The following is a 14,951-nucleotide window of genomic DNA, read 5'->3' as shown; positions in this document are numbered from 1 at the left end:
AGAGCAGGAAAGCGGGGCCTGGAAGGGCGTCGCAGGGCGCTCCGCTCTGCAGGCACGCGTTGCACTTTCGCACATTGACGGCAAGGCTGCCGTGGTAGCAGCGATTCTTCATGCTTCTTTACAAGGCATTGTCAAAGGGCATCGCGCGCCGCAGAGCCCCCGCCGGCAGGATGTGGGGGTTGGCTGCTGGCGCTTTAAATCGGCGCTTGAGGCTTGGGTGTTCGGCGCCTAAAGCTATGTAAATGATAGCTACCGACATGCAGCGAAGCCGTGCAGCGCCTACCATGTACGCCTGACGCGGCTGCCGTGGCCGCGCACCACCGTCTGAAGGAGTTGCCTGCCATGAACACTTCCACTTCCGCATCCACCCCGCTGCTGACCCAGCAGCTTTTGCAGCACCTGCAGGGGGCGCCGCTGCAGCAGATGGCCCAGCGCCTGGGTACCGACACCGCCCAGACGCAAAGCGCCGTGGAGATGGCCCTGCCGCTGCTGCTGGGTGCCCTGGGGCGCAACGCCGAGGGGCCGCAGGGTGCGCAGTCGCTGCTGGGGGCGCTGCAGCGCGACCACATGGACGCCACGGCCCAGGGCATCGGCGGCCTGGACCTGGGCGGGCTGCTGGGGTCGGTGCTGGGCGGCGGCATGGCCGGCGGCGCCGGGCAGGGCGGCGATGCGGGCGCCATCCTGGGCCATATCTTCGGCGGCGGCCGCGAGAGGGCCGAAGCCGGCCTCGGCCAGGCCAGCGGACTGGGGGCGAACGCCGGCCAACTGCTGCAGATGCTGGCGCCCATCGTCATGGCGTTCCTGGCGCAACGGGTGCGCAGCGACGGACTGGACGCGGGTGGCCTGGGGCAGGTGCTGGGCCAGGAGCGCGCCCAGGTGCAGCGCACGGGCGCGCCCGGCGGCGATCTGCTGGGCAGCCTGCTGGACCAGGACGGCGACGGCCAGGTGGGCCTGGGCGACCTGTTCAAGATCGGCGGCAGCCTGCTGGGTGGGCGGCGCTGAGCGCAGCGGCTCAGGCCGCGCCTGCAGCTTCCAAAAGCATAGCTGCACTCGCCCGGCCCGTGGGCGCTGCGACCACCTGGTTGCAACAAATTTTGAACCCGGTTGCGCGCCCGCCCTGGTTCGGCGGACACTGTGGGCGCGTGTTCGGTTTCGTTCCATCCACAGCCAGGGAGGCAGCCATGACGACTGTTGCAGAAATCCTCAGAACCAAAGCCGATGGGCAGGTCCATGCCGTCGAACCTTCGGACACCGTGCTCACCGCGCTGCGGCGCATGGCCGACAAGGGCATCGGTGCGCTGCTGGTGATGGAAGGCGATCAGATCGCGGGCATCTTCACCGAGCGCGACTACGCCCGCAAGATGGTGCTGTTGGGCCGCTCGTCGGGCGACACCCCGGTGAGCGAGGTGATGACGCGCGCGGTGCGCTTCGTGCGGCCCGCGCAGAGCGCCGAGCAGTGCATGGCGCTGATGACGGAAAACCGGCTGCGGCACCTTCCGGTGGTGGAGGGCGGGCGCGTGGTGGGGCTGGTGTCCATCGGCGACCTGGTCAAGAGCGTGATCTCGGAGCAGCAGTTCATCATCGAGCAGATGGAGCTTTACATCACGGGGGTGCGGTGACGGTGTTCCGGGCGGGCCTGTGCCGAGCGGGGCGCGGGCTCTGTGAAGCCCTGCGGTGTGAGTTTCTTCGTCGCTGGCCGGGACTCGCCCCGGCCAGCGGCATGAAACCCAAGGGCAAATGATCAAAAACAATAGCTGCCAGCGCTTGCCCAGCAAGCGCTAGAGCCCAAAAACCCTCAAGCCGCTCTCTCCACGTGCCCCTGCCGCGTGTAGAGAAAGTCGATCACCGCCTTGCGGCACTGCAGGTACCGCGCATCCTCCGCCAGCGCCACCCGGTTGCGCGGGCGTGCAATGCCCACGTCCAGCACCTCGCCAATGGTGGCGGCGGGGCCGTTGGTGAGCATCACGATGCGGTCGGACAGCAGCACGGCCTCGTCCACGTCGTGCGTGACCATGACCACGGTGCTGCGCGTGCGCGCCACGATCTCCAGCAGCTCGTCCTGCAGCCGTGCGCGCGTGAGCGCGTCCAGCGCGCCGAAGGGCTCGTCCATCAGCAGCACCTGGGGCTCCATCGACAGCGCGCGTGCGATGCCCACGCGCTGCTTCATGCCGCCCGATATCTCGCCGGGGCGCTTGTGCGCGGCATGGGCCAGGCCCACCAGTTCCAGCGCGGCGTGGGTGCGCTCCTTCAGCCGGGCCTTGGACTCGCGCGCGCCGAACACGCGTTCCACGGCCAGGTGCACGTTGCCTTCGCAGGTCAGCCAGGGCAGCAGCGAGTGGTTCTGGAACACCACCGCGCGCTCGGGACCGGGGCCCTTGATCTCGCGCCCGGCGCAGATCAGCGCGCCGGCGGTGGGCGTGGTCAGGCCCGCGATCAGGTTCAGCAGCGTGCTCTTGCCGCAGCCCGAGTGGCCGATCAGTGCCACGAATTCGCCCCGGGCGATGGCCAGGTCGATGCCGCGCAGCGCGGGAAACACGCCCTTGGCGGTGCGGAAGGTCTGCTCGACCCCCTGGATCTGCAGGAATTTTGCGTCGCTCATGATTGCACCTCCTCGAACGTGAAGGCCGTGGCCAGCCGGACCAGCGCCCATTCCAGCAGCAGGCCCACGCCGCCGATGACGAAGATGGCCACCAGGATGTTGGTGACGTTCAGGTTGTTCCACTCGTCCCACACCCAGAAGCCAATGCCCACGCCGCCGGTGAGCATCTCGGCCGCCACGATCACGAGCCAGGCCGTGCCCACGGCCAGGCGCACGCCGGTCAGCATGTAGGGCAGCACCGCCGGGAACAGGATGGTGGTGGCGATCTTCCATTCGCTCAGGTTGAGCACGCGCGCCACGTTCATGTAGTCCTGCGGCACGCGTTGCACACCCACGGCGGTGTTGATGACCATGGGCCAGATGGAGCAGATGAAGATCGTCCAGATGGCGGCCGGGTTGGCGCCCTTGAACACCAGCAGGCCGATGGGCAGCCACGCCAGCGGCGAGACGGGCCGCAGCAGGCTGATGACCGGGTTGCACATGCGCGAGAGGAACGCGAAGCGCCCGATCACGAAGCCCGCCGGTATGCCCACCAGCGCGGCCAGGCCGAAGCCCACGGCCACGCGCTGCAGGCTGGCCAGCACGTTCCAGCCCACGCCCTGGTCGTTGGGGCCGTTGCGGTAGAACGGGTCGCTGAAGATCTCCACCGCCTGCGCCCAGGTCTGCAGCGGGCCAGGAATGCTCTGGCCCGTGGTGGCCGAGACCACGGCCCACAGGCCCAGCAGCAGGCCCACGCCGCACAGCGGCGGCAGCACGGCCAGCCAGAGGGCGTTCCAGCGCTGGCGCGCGTCGCTGCGCGGGGGTGGGTTGGCAGGCCCTGAGGGTTTTGGGCCTGCAGCGCTTGTGGGATAAGCGCTGGCAGCTATCGGTTTGGAAGCATCGGACGCGCCGGCCGGCGCTTGCGGCTCCAGCGGGCTGTGAAAGACGGCACTGACCATGGTTTCTCCTGTGGGGGTGGGGCGATCGGGGCGTCAGGCCTTGAGCTTGAAACCGTCGGCGTACTTCGCGGGGTCCTTGCCGTCCCAGACCACGCCATCCACCAGCTTGTGGCTGCGCATGTCGCTTGCGGGCAGGGGGGTCTTCGCGGCCGTGGCGGCTTGGCGGTACACGTCGGTGCGGTTGATGGCCTTGGCCACGCCCAGGTAGTCCGGGTGGTCCTTGAGCAGGCCCCAGCGCTTGTGCTGGGTCAGGAACCACATGCCGTCGGACAGGTAGGGGAAGTTCACCGCGCCGCCGCCATAGAACTTCATGTGGTCGGGGTCGTCCCAGGTCTTGCCCAGGCCGTCCTGGTAGCGCCCCAGGATGCGCTGGTTGATGGCGTCCACGCTGGTGTTCACGTAGGCCTTGCCGGCGATGGTCTCGGCCATCTGGTTCTTGTGGGCCAGGCTTTCGTCGATCCAGCGGCTGGCCTCCAGGATGGCGGCCGTCACGGCGCGCGCGGTGTTGGGGTACTTCTGCACGAAGTCGGCGGTGGTGCCCAGCACCTTTTCGGGGTGGTCCTTCCAGATCGCCTGCGTGGTGGTGGCCGTGATGCCGATGCCGTCCATGATGGCGCGGTGGTTCCAGGGCTCGCCCACGCAGAAGCCGTCCATGTTGCCCACGCGCATGTTGGCCACCATCTGCGGGGGCGGTACGGTGATGACCTTGGCGTCCTTCAGGGGGTGGATACCGTGCGCGGCCAGCCAGTAGTACAGCCACATCGCATGCGTGCCGGTGGGGAAGGTCTGCGCAAAGGTGTACTCGCGCCGTTCCTTGGCCATCAGCTGGGCCAGGCCTGCGCCGTTGACGGCCCCCTTGTCGGCCAGCTTGCGCGACAGCGTGATGGCCTGGCCGTTGTGGTTGAGCGTCATCAGCACGGCCATGTCCTTCTTGGGGCCGCCCACGCCCAGATGCACGCCGTAGACCAGGCCGTAGAGCACATGGGCGAAGTCCAGCTCGCCGTTGACCAGCTTGTCGCGCACGCCGGCCCAGCTGGCCTCCTTGGTGGGGATGATCTTCACGCCGTACTTCTGGTCGATGCCCAGCACCGATGCCATGACCACGCTGGCGCAGTCGGTGAGGGGGATGAAGCCGATGCGCACCTCTTTCTTCTCGGGGGCGTCCGAGCCCTGGGCGTGCACCAGGGCACGCAGCGCGGGGCTCACGCCCACGGCGCCCACGGTGGCCGCCTGCAGCACGGTGCGTCGGGGGATTCGGGTGTGGAGCAGATCGGTCATGCAAGAGTCCTTTGGGGTCGTCAAAAAAGCAGTGCAGCAACGGAAAAAGGCGTCCTCACGCCGCGCGGCCGGCGCATGTGCGCTGTCCGAGCGGGTGGGGACGCCTTTGTCCTGGGAGCCCGGCCCTTCCGCCGTTGGAAGGGCCTGGTGCGTGACCAGCGGTGGTCACCGGGCCTGTTGCAAGCGGTGTGCCATCTCTGGGGTTGCTTTCATTTTGATAGCTGCCAGCGCTTGATGGTCGGGCGTTCCAGCCCCGTTTTGTTTGAATGCTTCATGGCCGTGCGGCGCGGCATCGGATGCACCGCATTTGTGCAACGCACAAACCGGCGCATCAACCCAGCAAATCGGCCGCGTCCAGCATGCGCTGCGCCACCTCGGCCAGGCGCAGGCCGCGGTCCATGGCGGCGCGGCGCAGCCGCTCGTAGGACTGCTGCTCGGTCAGGCCCTGGCGCTGCATCAGCAGGCCCTTGGCGCGGTCGATGGTCTTGCGCTCGTGCAGGGCGGTGCGTGCCTGCGCCAGTTCGGTGCGCAGCGCCTGTTCGTGGGCAAAGCGGGCCAGCGCCACCTCCAGGATGGGGCGGATGCGCTGCGGCGCCAGGCCCGCGACGATGTAGGCCGTCACGCCCGCGGCCAGCGCGTCCTTCACGTGGCGCGTGTCCTCGTCGTTGGTAAACATGACGATGGGGCGGGGCGCCTCGCGCGTGGCCATCACCACATGCTCCAGCGCGTCGCGGGCCTCGCTTTCGGCGTCCACGATCACCAGGTCGGGCTGCAACTGGGCCAGGCGCTCGCCCAGGAACATGTCGCCCGGCAGCGTGGCCACGAGGTTGAAGCCGTTCTCCAGCAGCCCGATGCGCAGCGCGCGCGAACGCTCGGCCTGCAGCGCCGCGTGCGCGTCGCCGTCGGCCGCCAGGTCCGGCGCCACCACCACGATCCGCAGTTGTTCAGTCATGCCGCAGGCGCCAGCAAGAAATACGCCACACCCGCCCCGATGCGTTGTGGAAGATTGCCGAAACGCGCCGGTTGGGGCCGCGGGCAATTCCCCTGGCGCGCGCGGCATCCTTTCGCGAACATCCTGTCACATATCCACATGAACGAGAGAGGAGTCGACTGTGCAGCAGGGAATCAAACGACGCGGTTTTTCCGCCAGCCTGGGGCTGGCGGCGTTGGGAGTGGGCGGGTGGATCACGGGATGCAGCAAGGTGCCGGACACCATCAAGATCGGTGTGGCGCAGCCCTTGTCCGGCCCCTTGGCGGGTTTGGGGCAGGACCTGCTCAATGGCGTGAAGCTGGCGGTGGACGAGATCAACCGATCCGGCCTGAACGTGGACGGCAAGCGCGTGACGCTGGAGGTGGTTGCGCAGGACGACCGCGCGGACGCCGCTTCGGGCAAGGCGGCTGCGCAGCAGCTGCTGGAATCGGGCGTGGTGGCCGCCATCGGGCACCTGAACTCGGGCGTGAGCCTGGAGACCGCGCCCATCTATGCCGCCAAGGAGGTGCCGCAGCTCATCATCTCCACCAACCCGCGCATCACGCAGCTGGGGCTGGCCACCACCTTCCGCATCGTCGCCAACGACAACCTGCAGGCGCGCGCCATCGGCGCGTTCGCGGCCGCGCAGCTCAACGCCGATGCCTACGCGGTGGTCGACGACGGCTCGCCCTACGGCAAGGGACTGGCCGAGGGCGCGGCCGCGCAGTTGCTGGCGGCCAAGAAGCACATCGCCGTGCGCCAGAGCTTCGACGACAAGACCGTGGCCTTTGCCGAACTGGCGGCCCGGCTCAAGGAGGCGCAGGTGCGCGTCATCGTCTGCATGCTCAACGACTTCCAGGCGCTGGCGCTGCTGCAGGAACTGCAGAAGCTGGGCCACAGCCGTGTGGCGCTGCTGGGCGGCGACCTGGTGAAGACGGCCGACATGGCCAAGGGCATGGGCGTGATCGACGGGATCTACGCCACCTCGCCGGTGCTGGACGTGGCCGAGTTCACCACCGGCCGCCAGTTCCTGGAGAAATACATCGCGGCCTTCCAGAAGCCCCCGGCCTATGGCGGCCACTACACCTACGACGCCGTGTACGTGGTCAGCGAGGCGATCAAGAAGGCCGGCTCCGCCGCGCCCGCCGACATCACGCGCGCGCTGCGCGGCATCAACGGCTACGCCCCCGTCACCGGCACCATGGCCTGGGACGGTCAGGGCGAGCTGCGCTACGGCGCCGTGGGCGTGTACGAGCTGCGCAAGGGCCAGTGGGAGCTGCGCATGCGCTCCGACCGCTGGTAGCCGCCGTCCGGGTATGCGCGGGCGTGCGATTGCCCCCGGCCCGGCGGGCGCGGGGGGCGGCCACTACACTCGCGGGCATGAGTCAGCTGATCCTCGGTATCGAATCTTCCTGTGACGAAACCGGCGTGGCCCTGGTGCGCGCCGGCGAGGGCGGCGCCGTGCCCGTGCTGCTGGCGCATGCGCTGCACAGCCAGATCGACATGCACCAGGCCTATGGCGGCGTGGTGCCCGAGCTGGCCAGCCGCGACCACATCCGCCGCGTGCTGCCGCTGACCCGCGAGGTGCTGCGCGAATCGGGCGAGCGCCTGGAGGATGTGGACGTGGTGGCCTTCACGCGCGGGCCGGGCCTGGCGGGTGCGCTGCTGGTGGGCGCGGGCGTGGCCTGCGCGCTGGGCGCAGCGCTGGACAAGCCCGTGCTGGGCGTGCACCACCTCGAAGGCCATCTGCTGTCGCCGTTCCTGAGCAGCGACCCGCCGGAGTTTCCGTTCGTCGCCTTGCTGGTGTCGGGCGGGCACACGCAGCTCATGCGCGTGGAGGGCGTGGGACGCTACGAGATCCTGGGCGAGACCATCGACGACGCGGCGGGCGAGGCCTTCGACAAGTCGGCCAAGCTCATGGGCCTGGGCTATCCCGGAGGGCCGGCGCTGTCGCGCCTGGCCGAGCAGGGCAACGCCACCGCGTTCAAACTGCCGCGCCCGCTGCTGCACAGCGGCGACCTGGATTTCTCGTTCGCGGGACTCAAGACCGCCGTGCTCACCCAGGCCAAGAAGCTGGGCGACGAACTGTCCGCGCGCAAGGCCGACCTGGCCGCGAGCACCGAGGCCGCCATCGTGGAGGTGCTGGTCAAGAAGACGCTGGCCGCCCTTCAGAAAACAGGGCTCCAGCGCGTGGTGGTGGCCGGCGGCGTGGGCGCCAACCGGCATCTGCGCGCGCAACTCAACGCGGCCTGCGCGCGAGCCAAGGTGCGTGTGCACTACCCCGAGTTGCACCTGTGTACCGACAACGGCGCCATGATCGCCATGGCCGCGGCCATGCGCCTGCAGGCCGGGCAGCAGCAGCCCAACCGCGATTACGCCTTCGACGTGAAGCCGCGCTGGCCGCTGGACGCCATCACGCTCGCGGCCTGAAGATATGGGTCAAAATAGGCTCCAGCGCTTGTCTATCAAGCGCTGGTAGCTCACATTTTGGTAGCAAGCTAGAACGGGTAGTGGCGCGGCGCGGTCTGCACCGTGATCCAGCGCAGTTCCGTGAACTCGCGCACGCCCGCCATGCCGCCAAAGCGCCCCCAGCCCGACTGCTTCACGCCGCCAAAGGGCATCTGCGGCTCGTCGTGCACCGTGGGGCCGTTCACATGGCAGATGCCGGACTCGATGCGTGCGGCCACGTTCCAGGCGCGCGCCACGTCGCGCCCGAACACGGCGGCCGACAGGCCGTAGGTGGTGTCGTTCGCGGTGGCGATGGCTTGCTCCACGCCGCGCACCCGCACGATCGCCTTGACCGGGGCAAAGGTCTCCTCGTGGTAGATGCGCATGGCGGGCGTCACCCGGTCCAGCAGCGTGGCGGGCATCAGCGGGGTGTCGCTTTTGCCGCCGCACACCAGCGTCGCGCCCTGTGCCAGCGCGTCGTCGATCAGCGCGTTGCAGCGCTGCACGGTGGCCATGTCCACCACCGGGCCCAGCACCACCGGGCCCTGGCGCGGGTCGCCCAGCGGCAGGGCACGGGCGCGTTCGGCCAGTTGGTGCACGAACGCATCGGCCACAGCCTCGTCCACCACCAGGCGCTCCGTGGACATGCAGATCTGCCCCGAATTGGCGAACGCGCCAAACACGGCGGCGTTCACGGCGGCATCCACGTCGGCATCGTCCAGCACCACCAAGGGGGCCTTGCCGCCCAGCTCCAGCACCACGGGCTTGAGGTGGCGCGCGCAGGTTTGCGCCACCAGCCGCCCTACCTTGGTGGAGCCCGTGAAGTTCACGCGGCGCACGGCTGGGTGGGCCACCATGGCCTCCACCACGTCGGCCGCATCGCCGGGCGCATGGGTGATGAAGTTCACCACGCCCGCGGGCAGGCCGGCGTCGTGCAGCGCCTCGGCAATGAGGCGGTGGGTGGCCGGACAGGTTTCCGAGCCCTTGAACACCACCGTGTTGCCGCAGGCCAGCGGCGTGGCAATGGCGCGCACCCCCAGGATGACCGGCGCATTCCACGGCGCCATGCCCAGCACCACGCCGGCGGGCTGGCGCACGCCCATGGCCAGGCTGCCCGGCATGTCGGACGGGATCACCTCGCCGGCGATCTGCGTGGTGAGGGCGGCGGCCTCTTGCAGCAGGTTGGCGGCCAGGTGCACGTTGAAGCCGGCCCAGGCGGCAGAGGCGCCGGTCTCGGCCGCCATGGTGGCGGCGAAGGCATCGGCGCGCGCCGTGAGGGCCTGCGCGGCGCGCTGCAGCAGGTCGCGCCGCGCGGCGGGGCCCAGCGCGGCCCACGCGGGAAAGGCCTGGGCGGCCGCGTGCACGGCGGCCACGGCGTCTTCGGGGTGGCCGCAGCGGCCGTGGTGGCAATGCGGCCATCCAGCGGGTTGCGGCGCTCGAAGGTGGCGCCGCCCGAGGCGGGCCGCGGCGCGCCGTCGATCAGCAGGGGAAGAGGGGGCATGGGAACTCCTTTGCGAGGGGCGGCCACGGCGGCGAGGCCACCCGGGCGTGTGGCACGCAAGGGTAGCAGCGTGCCACGCCACGGGTTCTCCGGTTTTCTTTACAAAAGTTCATCTGCCGCAGGTGGCGCTGACAAGGAGCGCTGTAACAATTGCCCTCATGTTTGCCGCAGCGCTTCCTTCTCGCTCCCGCCGTCGCCCGCGCGCTTCGGCGCCACTGGCCTTGCTGGCCGCCCTGGTGCTGGCCGGTTGCGCCACGCGGCCGCCTCCCGCGCTGGAGGGGGCGGTGGCCACTCCCGCCGCCTGGGCCGGCCAGGGGCAGTGCAGGGCGGCGCGGCCGCGACCCCGCAAGACCTGGCCCAGTGGTGGCGGCAGCTGGGCGATGCGCAGCTCACCGGCCTGGTGGAACGCGCGCTGCAGTCGCACACCAGCATGCGCAGCGCACGCGCCGCCGTGGAGCAGGCGCGTGCCCAGCGCGACGTGCAGGCCGCCGGCCTGCTGCCTTCCGTGAACGCATCGGGCTCCGCCCAGCGCAGCCGCAGCAATGGCAGCACCGGCAACACTTTCCAGGCGGGACTGGACGCGAGTTGGGAGCCCGACCTGTTTGGCCGCCTGTCCAGCGGGGTGCGCGCCAGCGAGGCCGACCTGCTGGCCGCCGAGGAAGGCGTGGCTGCCGCCCAGGTGGCATTGGCCGCAGAGGTGGCGGTGAACTACATCAGCCTGCGCAGCCAGCAGCAGCGCCTGCAGATTGCCCAGCAGAACCTGGCGGCGCAGAGCGAAACCGCGCAGATCGTCCAATGGCGTGTGCAGGCGGGGCTGGCCAGTTCGCTGGCGGCCGAGCAGGCCCGCGCCGCCGTGGAGCAGACCGCCGCCCAGGTGCCCACGCTGCAGGCGGGCATCGCGCAGGCGCGGCATGCGCTGGCGGTGCTCACCGGCCAGCCGCCCGCGGCGCTGGACGCTGCCCTGGCCGCGCCCGCGCCCGTGCCCCAACCGCCGGCGGACCTGGCGCTGGCCTTCCCCGCAGACACGCTGCGCCAGCGCCCCGACGTGCGCCAGGCCGAGCAGCGCGTGCGCGCCGCCTGGGAGCGCGTCGCCCAGGCCGAGGCGCAGCGCATGCCCAGCCTGCGCATCAGCGGAACGCTGGGCCTGCGCGCCCTCACGCTGGGCGCGCTCACGGGTGGGGGCGCCACGGTGGCGTCGCTGCTGTCCAGCGTGTCGCTGCCGGTGTTTGATGGCGGGGCGCTGCGTGCCCAGGTGCGCGCGCAGGAGGCTGCGCTGCAGCAGGCGCAGGTGGGCTACGAGGAATCGGTGCTCGGCGCGCTCAAGGATGTGGAAGATGCGCTCGTCGCGCTGCAGGGCGACCGTGACCGACTGCAGCGCCTGTCCGCCGCGGCCGAGGCTGCGGGCAACGCGGCGCTGCTGGCGCAGAACCAGTATGCGAGCGGGCTGGTGGACTTCCAGACCGTGCTGGACACCCAACGCACGCTGCTGTCCGCGCAGGACAGCGTGGCCAGCACGGCCGCCAGCGTGAGTACCGACCATGTGCGCCTGTACAAGGCGCTGGGAGGCGGCTGGCCCGCACCCTGAGCGGCCCCCCAAAAAACCTGCTGAATGACCCGGCGCTGCCGCCGACGCGGCGCCTTCCCAGGCAAGAACCATGACCGACCAAGAATCTCCAAGCTCTTCCAGCGCCCCCGCTTCCCATGCCGCCGCGGCGGCCCCGCAGCGCCTGCAGGCCCTGCTGGGCGACGGCCTGCATCGGCGCTGGTGGCAGAGCATTACCCTGTGGCTGGCCGTGCTGGTGCTGGCCGCCGCTGCCGGCGGCTGGTGGTACTGGCAGGACCGCCAGCGCGCCCAGGCGGCGCCGCGCTATGTCACGCAGGAGGTGCAGCGGGGGCAGATCACGCTCACCGTGGCGGCCAACGGCACGCTGCAGCCCACGCGGTCGGTGAACATCGGCAGTGAACTCTCGGGCACCGTGCGCCGCGTGCTGGTGGACGTGAACGACCAGGTCAAGAAGGGCCAGGTGCTGGTGGAGCTGGACACCACCAAGCTCGACTCGCAGGTGCTGCGCTCGCGCGCTTCGGTCGCGTCGGCGCAGGCGCGCCTGGCACAGGCGCAGGCCACCATGCAGGAGGCGCGCGCCAGCCTGTCGCGCCTGGAGGAGGTGGCACGCCTGTCCGGCGGCAAGGTGCCTTCGGCGGCCGAGCTGGACACCGGCCGCGCCGCCTACGAGCGCGCCCAGGCCGACGAGGCCGCTGCGCGCGCCAGCGTGCAGGATGCGCGCGCGGCGCTGGCCACCGACGAGACCAACGTCACCAAGGCCTCCATCCGATCGCCGATCGACGGGGTGGTGCTCTCGCGCGCGGTGGAGCCGGGCAATGCCGTGGCCGCGTCGCTGCAGGCGGTGACGCTGCTCACCCTGGCAGAGGACCTGACCAAGCTGCGCCTGGAGGTCAACGTGGACGAGGCCGACGTGGGCTCGGTGCGCCCGGGCCAGAAGGCCACCTTCACCGTGAGCGCCTACCCCTCGCGGCGCTACCCGGCGCGCACCACGCGCGTGGCCTTCGGCTCCACCAAGACCGACAACGTGGTCACCTACATCACCTACCTGGAGGTGGACAACGGCGATCTGAGCCTGCGCCCCGGCATGACGGCCGCGGCCACCATCACCTCCACCGAGCGCAATGACGTGCTTACCGTGCCCAACACGGCCCTGCGCTTCAAGCCCGCGAGCGCGGCGGGGGACACCCCCCAGGCAGGCCGGCCCGGTGCACAGGGCAGCTCTGGCGCAAGCGCGGGCGGCAGCGGCGGCATCATGTCCCAGCTGATGCCGCGCATGCCGCGCCCCTCGGGCCAGCGGCGCAGCGCGGGCGCGGACGGCAGCCGCGGCGACGGCCCCAGCGCCAGGTGTGGGTGCTGCAGGACGGCGCGCCCAAGCCCGTGCGCGTGAAGACCGGCATCAGCGACGGCCGCGTCACCGAGGTGGAGAGCGACGAGCTGCAGCCGGGCATGCAGGTCATCACCGACCAGCTTGCGAGCGGGGCGAAGCCATGATGGCGCCCGCCGATGCGCAGCCGCTGATCCGCCTGCGCGGCATCACCAAGGTGTACGGCGAGGGCGCGCTGGCCTTCCAGGCGCTCAAGGGCGTGGACCTGGACATCGACAGCGGCGACTTCGTGGCCATCATGGGCCCCAGCGGCTCGGGCAAATCCACGGCCATGAACGTGCTGGGCTGCCTGGACCGGCCCACCGCGGGCACCTACCTGTTTCGCGGGCTGCCGGTGCACTCGCTGTCGCGCGACGACCGTGCGCGGCTGCGGCGGCGCTTCCTGGGCTTCGTGTTCCAGGGCTTCAACCTGCTGGCGCGTACCTCGGCGCAGGAGAACGTGGAGCTGCCGCTGCTGTACCGCGGCGAGAGCACGGCCGCGCGCCATGCGGCTGCGGCCCGCGCCCTGGACGCCGTGGGCCTCAAGGGCTGGGAGCACCACACACCGGCCGAGCTGTCCGGCGGCCAACAGCAGCGCGTGGCGATTGCGCGCGCCATCGTCACCGAGCCTACGGTGCTGCTGGCCGACGAGCCCACCGGCAACCTGGACACGCAGCGCAGCCGCGAGATCATGGAACTGCTGTGGCGCCTGAACACCGAGCAGGGCATCACCGTGCTCATGGTCACACACGAGCCCGACATGGCGCAGTACGCACGGCGCATCGTGCGCTTCGTGGACGGGCGCATCGAAAGCGACGAGCGCAATCCGCACCCGCATGCGCAGGTGTCCCGGGAAGCGCCTGCAAGTGCAGGCACGGGGGAGGTGGCGCCATGATGCTGCTCAACTCTCTGCTGCAGGCGCTGCGCTCGATACGGCGCAACCTGATGCGGTCCTTTCTCACCGTGCTGGGCATCGTGATCGGCGTGAGCGCGGTGATCACCATGGTCACGCTGGGCAACGGCGCCACGCTGGCGGTGCAGGCGCAGATCTCCAGCCTGGGCACCAACTTGCTGCAGGTGCGGCCCGGCCAGCGCATGGGGCCGGGCGGCAGCGGCGGCGCGCCGTGGTTCAAAGAGGCGGACGCGCAGGCCATAGGCCAGCAAATTGGCGGCATCCTGGCCGTTGCCCCTGAAGCCCGCACCAGCGCCACCGCAGTGGCCAATGGCCGCAACTGGGCCACCAGCGTGCTGGGCAGCACCAACGAATGGCTGCAGACCGGCAACTGGACGCTGGAAAGCGGGCGCGAATTCACCTCCGACGAGCTGCGCGTGGGCGCTGCCGTGTGCCTGATCGGCCAGACGGTGCGGCGGGAGCTGTTCGCCGGCGGCGATGCGCTGGGTGAGCGCGTGCGCGTGCGCCAGTTTTCGTGCGAGGTGGTGGGCGTGCTGGCCTCCAAGGGGCAAGGCGCCTTCGGCAACGACCAGGACGATCTGGTGCTGCTGCCGCTCAAGACGCTGCAGCGCCGCGTGACGGGCTCCACGCGCGTGCCGACGCTGCTGGTGTCCATGAAGGATGGCAGCGACCCCGAGCGCGTGAAGGCCAGCCTGACCGAGTTGCTGCGCGAACGCCGCAAGCTGGCCGACACCGACGATGACAACTTCAACGTGCTGGACACCAAGCAACTGGCCGACACCTTCTCGGGCACCACGCGCGTGATGACCACGCTGCTGGGCGCGGTGGCGGCCGTGAGCCTGCTGGTGGGCGGCATTGGCATCATGAACATCATGCTGGTGAGCGTGACCGAGCGCACGCGGGAGATCGGCCTGCGCCTGGCCATCGGCGCGCTGGAGCGCGAGGTGCTGATGCAGTTCCTCATCGAGGCCGTGGTGCTGGCTGCTTTGGGCGGCCTCATCGGCATCGTGCTGGCCACGGGCGCGTCGATTGCGCTGGCGCAGGTGATGGGCATCCCCTACGTGTTCCACGCGGGCGTGAACCTGCTGTCGTTCGTGTTCTCGGCGGGCATCGGGGTGCTGTTCGGCTACTTCCCGGCCCGCCGCGCCGCGCGGCTGGACCCCATCGAGGCGCTGCGCCACGAGTGAGGCGCTGCGATGGGGCAGCACCCGGCCGCGGCGTTCGATGCGGACAGGCGCCGGACTGGACAAGCCGGGACAAGGCCCCACATCGTCGAACGCGGACGGTTTAGGGCCTGTTCACACTATTTTTGCCAGTGCGAATGGCGTGAAAACCGCGCCAATCTAGGCGCGTGACGACGCCAAGGCCGGGGCCTTG

The 14,951-nt window shown here is 70.2% G+C and carries 10 protein-coding genes and 3 pseudogenes; 8 read left to right on the top strand and 5 right to left on the bottom strand.

The genetic code is table 11. The annotated features are described in order from the left end of the window. Nucleotides 1–342 precede the first annotated feature (342 nt). Both HND92_RS12670 and HND92_RS12665 read left to right on the top strand, forming a co-directional pair. Nucleotides 343–1,002: a DUF937 domain-containing protein gene (locus HND92_RS12670; protein ID WP_047350494.1), complete on the top strand. Its 660-nt coding sequence runs from the start codon at nt 343–345 to the stop codon at nt 1,000–1,002. 179 nt (nt 1,003–1,181) lie between these two features. Then, nucleotides 1,182–1,619, top strand: a complete 438-nt coding sequence (locus HND92_RS12665; RefSeq protein ID WP_011805990.1) for a CBS domain-containing protein — start codon at nt 1,182–1,184, stop codon at nt 1,617–1,619. A 176-nt stretch (nt 1,620–1,795) separates the two neighbouring features. On the opposite strand, the gene HND92_RS12660 is transcribed toward HND92_RS12665, so the two are convergent. From HND92_RS12660 to HND92_RS12645, 4 genes are all read right to left on the bottom strand, one after another. Next, the gene (locus HND92_RS12660; protein ID WP_011805989.1) at nt 1,796–2,599 is read right to left on the bottom strand and encodes an ABC transporter ATP-binding protein; all 804 of its coding nucleotides are present in this window, start codon (nt 2,597–2,599) and stop codon (nt 1,796–1,798) included. Continuing rightward, nucleotides 2,596–3,537 carry a nitrate ABC transporter permease gene (ntrB, locus tag HND92_RS12655; RefSeq protein WP_172207339.1) on the bottom strand — a complete coding sequence of 314 codons (942 nt, stop codon included), beginning with the start codon at nt 3,535–3,537 and terminating at the stop codon, nt 2,596–2,598. The genes HND92_RS12660 and ntrB overlap by 4 nt, the downstream gene beginning before the upstream one ends. 33 nt (nt 3,538–3,570) lie before the next feature. After that, nucleotides 3,571–4,815 carry a CmpA/NrtA family ABC transporter substrate-binding protein gene (locus HND92_RS12650; RefSeq protein ID WP_172207328.1) on the bottom strand — a complete coding sequence of 415 codons (1,245 nt, stop codon included), beginning with the start codon at nt 4,813–4,815 and terminating at the stop codon, nt 3,571–3,573. A gap of 331 nt (nt 4,816–5,146) precedes the next feature. After that, on the bottom strand, nt 5,147–5,767 hold the full coding sequence (locus tag HND92_RS12645; RefSeq protein ID WP_172207324.1) for an ANTAR domain-containing response regulator: 621 nt from the start codon (nt 5,765–5,767) through the stop codon (nt 5,147–5,149). Between the two features lie 160 nt (nt 5,768–5,927). Between HND92_RS12645 and HND92_RS12640 the strand changes: the two genes are divergently transcribed. Together HND92_RS12640 and tsaD are read left to right on the top strand one after the other, a co-directional pair. Further along, nucleotides 5,928–7,088, top strand: coding sequence for a branched-chain amino acid ABC transporter substrate-binding protein (locus HND92_RS12640; RefSeq protein WP_172207320.1), 1,161 nt, complete (start codon nt 5,928–5,930; stop codon nt 7,086–7,088). A 77-nt stretch (nt 7,089–7,165) separates the two neighbouring features. Then, a complete protein-coding gene (gene tsaD, locus HND92_RS12635; protein WP_172207318.1) occupies nt 7,166–8,215 on the top strand; it encodes a tRNA (adenosine(37)-N6)-threonylcarbamoyltransferase complex transferase subunit TsaD in 1,050 nt (349 codons plus the stop codon). Between the two features lie 68 nt (nt 8,216–8,283). Here tsaD and HND92_RS12630 read toward each other — a convergent pair. Then, nucleotides 8,284–9,734, bottom strand: a pseudogene (locus HND92_RS12630) (aldehyde dehydrogenase). Nucleotides 9,735–9,892: 158 nt separating this feature from the next. Between HND92_RS12630 and HND92_RS12625 the strand changes: the two are divergent. The 4 genes and pseudogenes from HND92_RS12625 to HND92_RS12610 all read left to right on the top strand — a co-directional run bounded on the left by HND92_RS12625 (nt 9,893) and on the right by HND92_RS12610 (nt 14,761). Beyond that, nucleotides 9,893–11,319, top strand: a pseudogene (locus tag HND92_RS12625) (efflux transporter outer membrane subunit). Nucleotides 11,320–11,389: 70 nt separating this feature from the next. Next, nucleotides 11,390–12,789: pseudogene (locus tag HND92_RS12620) on the top strand (efflux RND transporter periplasmic adaptor subunit). Next, nucleotides 12,786–13,556, top strand: coding sequence for an ABC transporter ATP-binding protein (locus tag HND92_RS12615; protein ID WP_172207317.1), 771 nt, complete (start codon nt 12,786–12,788; stop codon nt 13,554–13,556). The pseudogene HND92_RS12620 and the gene HND92_RS12615 overlap by 4 nt, the downstream one beginning before the upstream one ends. After that, complete coding sequence (locus HND92_RS12610; protein WP_172209299.1) at nt 13,556–14,761, top strand: ABC transporter permease; 1,206 nt, start codon at nt 13,556–13,558, stop codon at nt 14,759–14,761. Before HND92_RS12615 ends, HND92_RS12610 begins: the two co-directional genes overlap by 1 nt. Nucleotides 14,762–14,951 lie beyond the last annotated feature (190 nt).

The sequence above is a fragment of the Diaphorobacter sp. JS3050 genome (assembly GCF_013154915.1).
Classification (GTDB): domain Bacteria; phylum Pseudomonadota; class Gammaproteobacteria; order Burkholderiales; family Burkholderiaceae_C; genus Diaphorobacter; species Diaphorobacter nitroreducens.
Note: the sequence above shows the minus strand (reverse complement) of the source record. Positions and strands in the feature narration are given on the sequence as shown.

Coding starts and splice junctions, on each gene's coding strand:
- tsaD (WP_172207318.1), top strand. CDS start 7,166: ATGAGTCAGCTGATCCTCGGTATCGAATCTTCCTGTGACGAAACCGGC.
- HND92_RS12665 (WP_011805990.1), top strand. CDS start 1,182: ATGACGACTGTTGCAGAAATCCTCAGAACCAAAGCCGATGGGCAGGTC.
- HND92_RS12650 (WP_172207328.1), bottom strand. CDS start 4,815: ATGACCGATCTGCTCCACACCCGAATCCCCCGACGCACCGTGCTGCAG.
- HND92_RS12670 (WP_047350494.1), top strand. CDS start 343: ATGAACACTTCCACTTCCGCATCCACCCCGCTGCTGACCCAGCAGCTT.
- ntrB (WP_172207339.1), bottom strand. CDS start 3,537: ATGGTCAGTGCCGTCTTTCACAGCCCGCTGGAGCCGCAAGCGCCGGCC.
- HND92_RS12660 (WP_011805989.1), bottom strand. CDS start 2,599: ATGAGCGACGCAAAATTCCTGCAGATCCAGGGGGTCGAGCAGACCTTC.
- HND92_RS12615 (WP_172207317.1), top strand. CDS start 12,786: ATGATGGCGCCCGCCGATGCGCAGCCGCTGATCCGCCTGCGCGGCATC.
- HND92_RS12645 (WP_172207324.1), bottom strand. CDS start 5,767: ATGACTGAACAACTGCGGATCGTGGTGGTGGCGCCGGACCTGGCGGCC.
- HND92_RS12610 (WP_172209299.1), top strand. CDS start 13,556: ATGCTGCTCAACTCTCTGCTGCAGGCGCTGCGCTCGATACGGCGCAAC.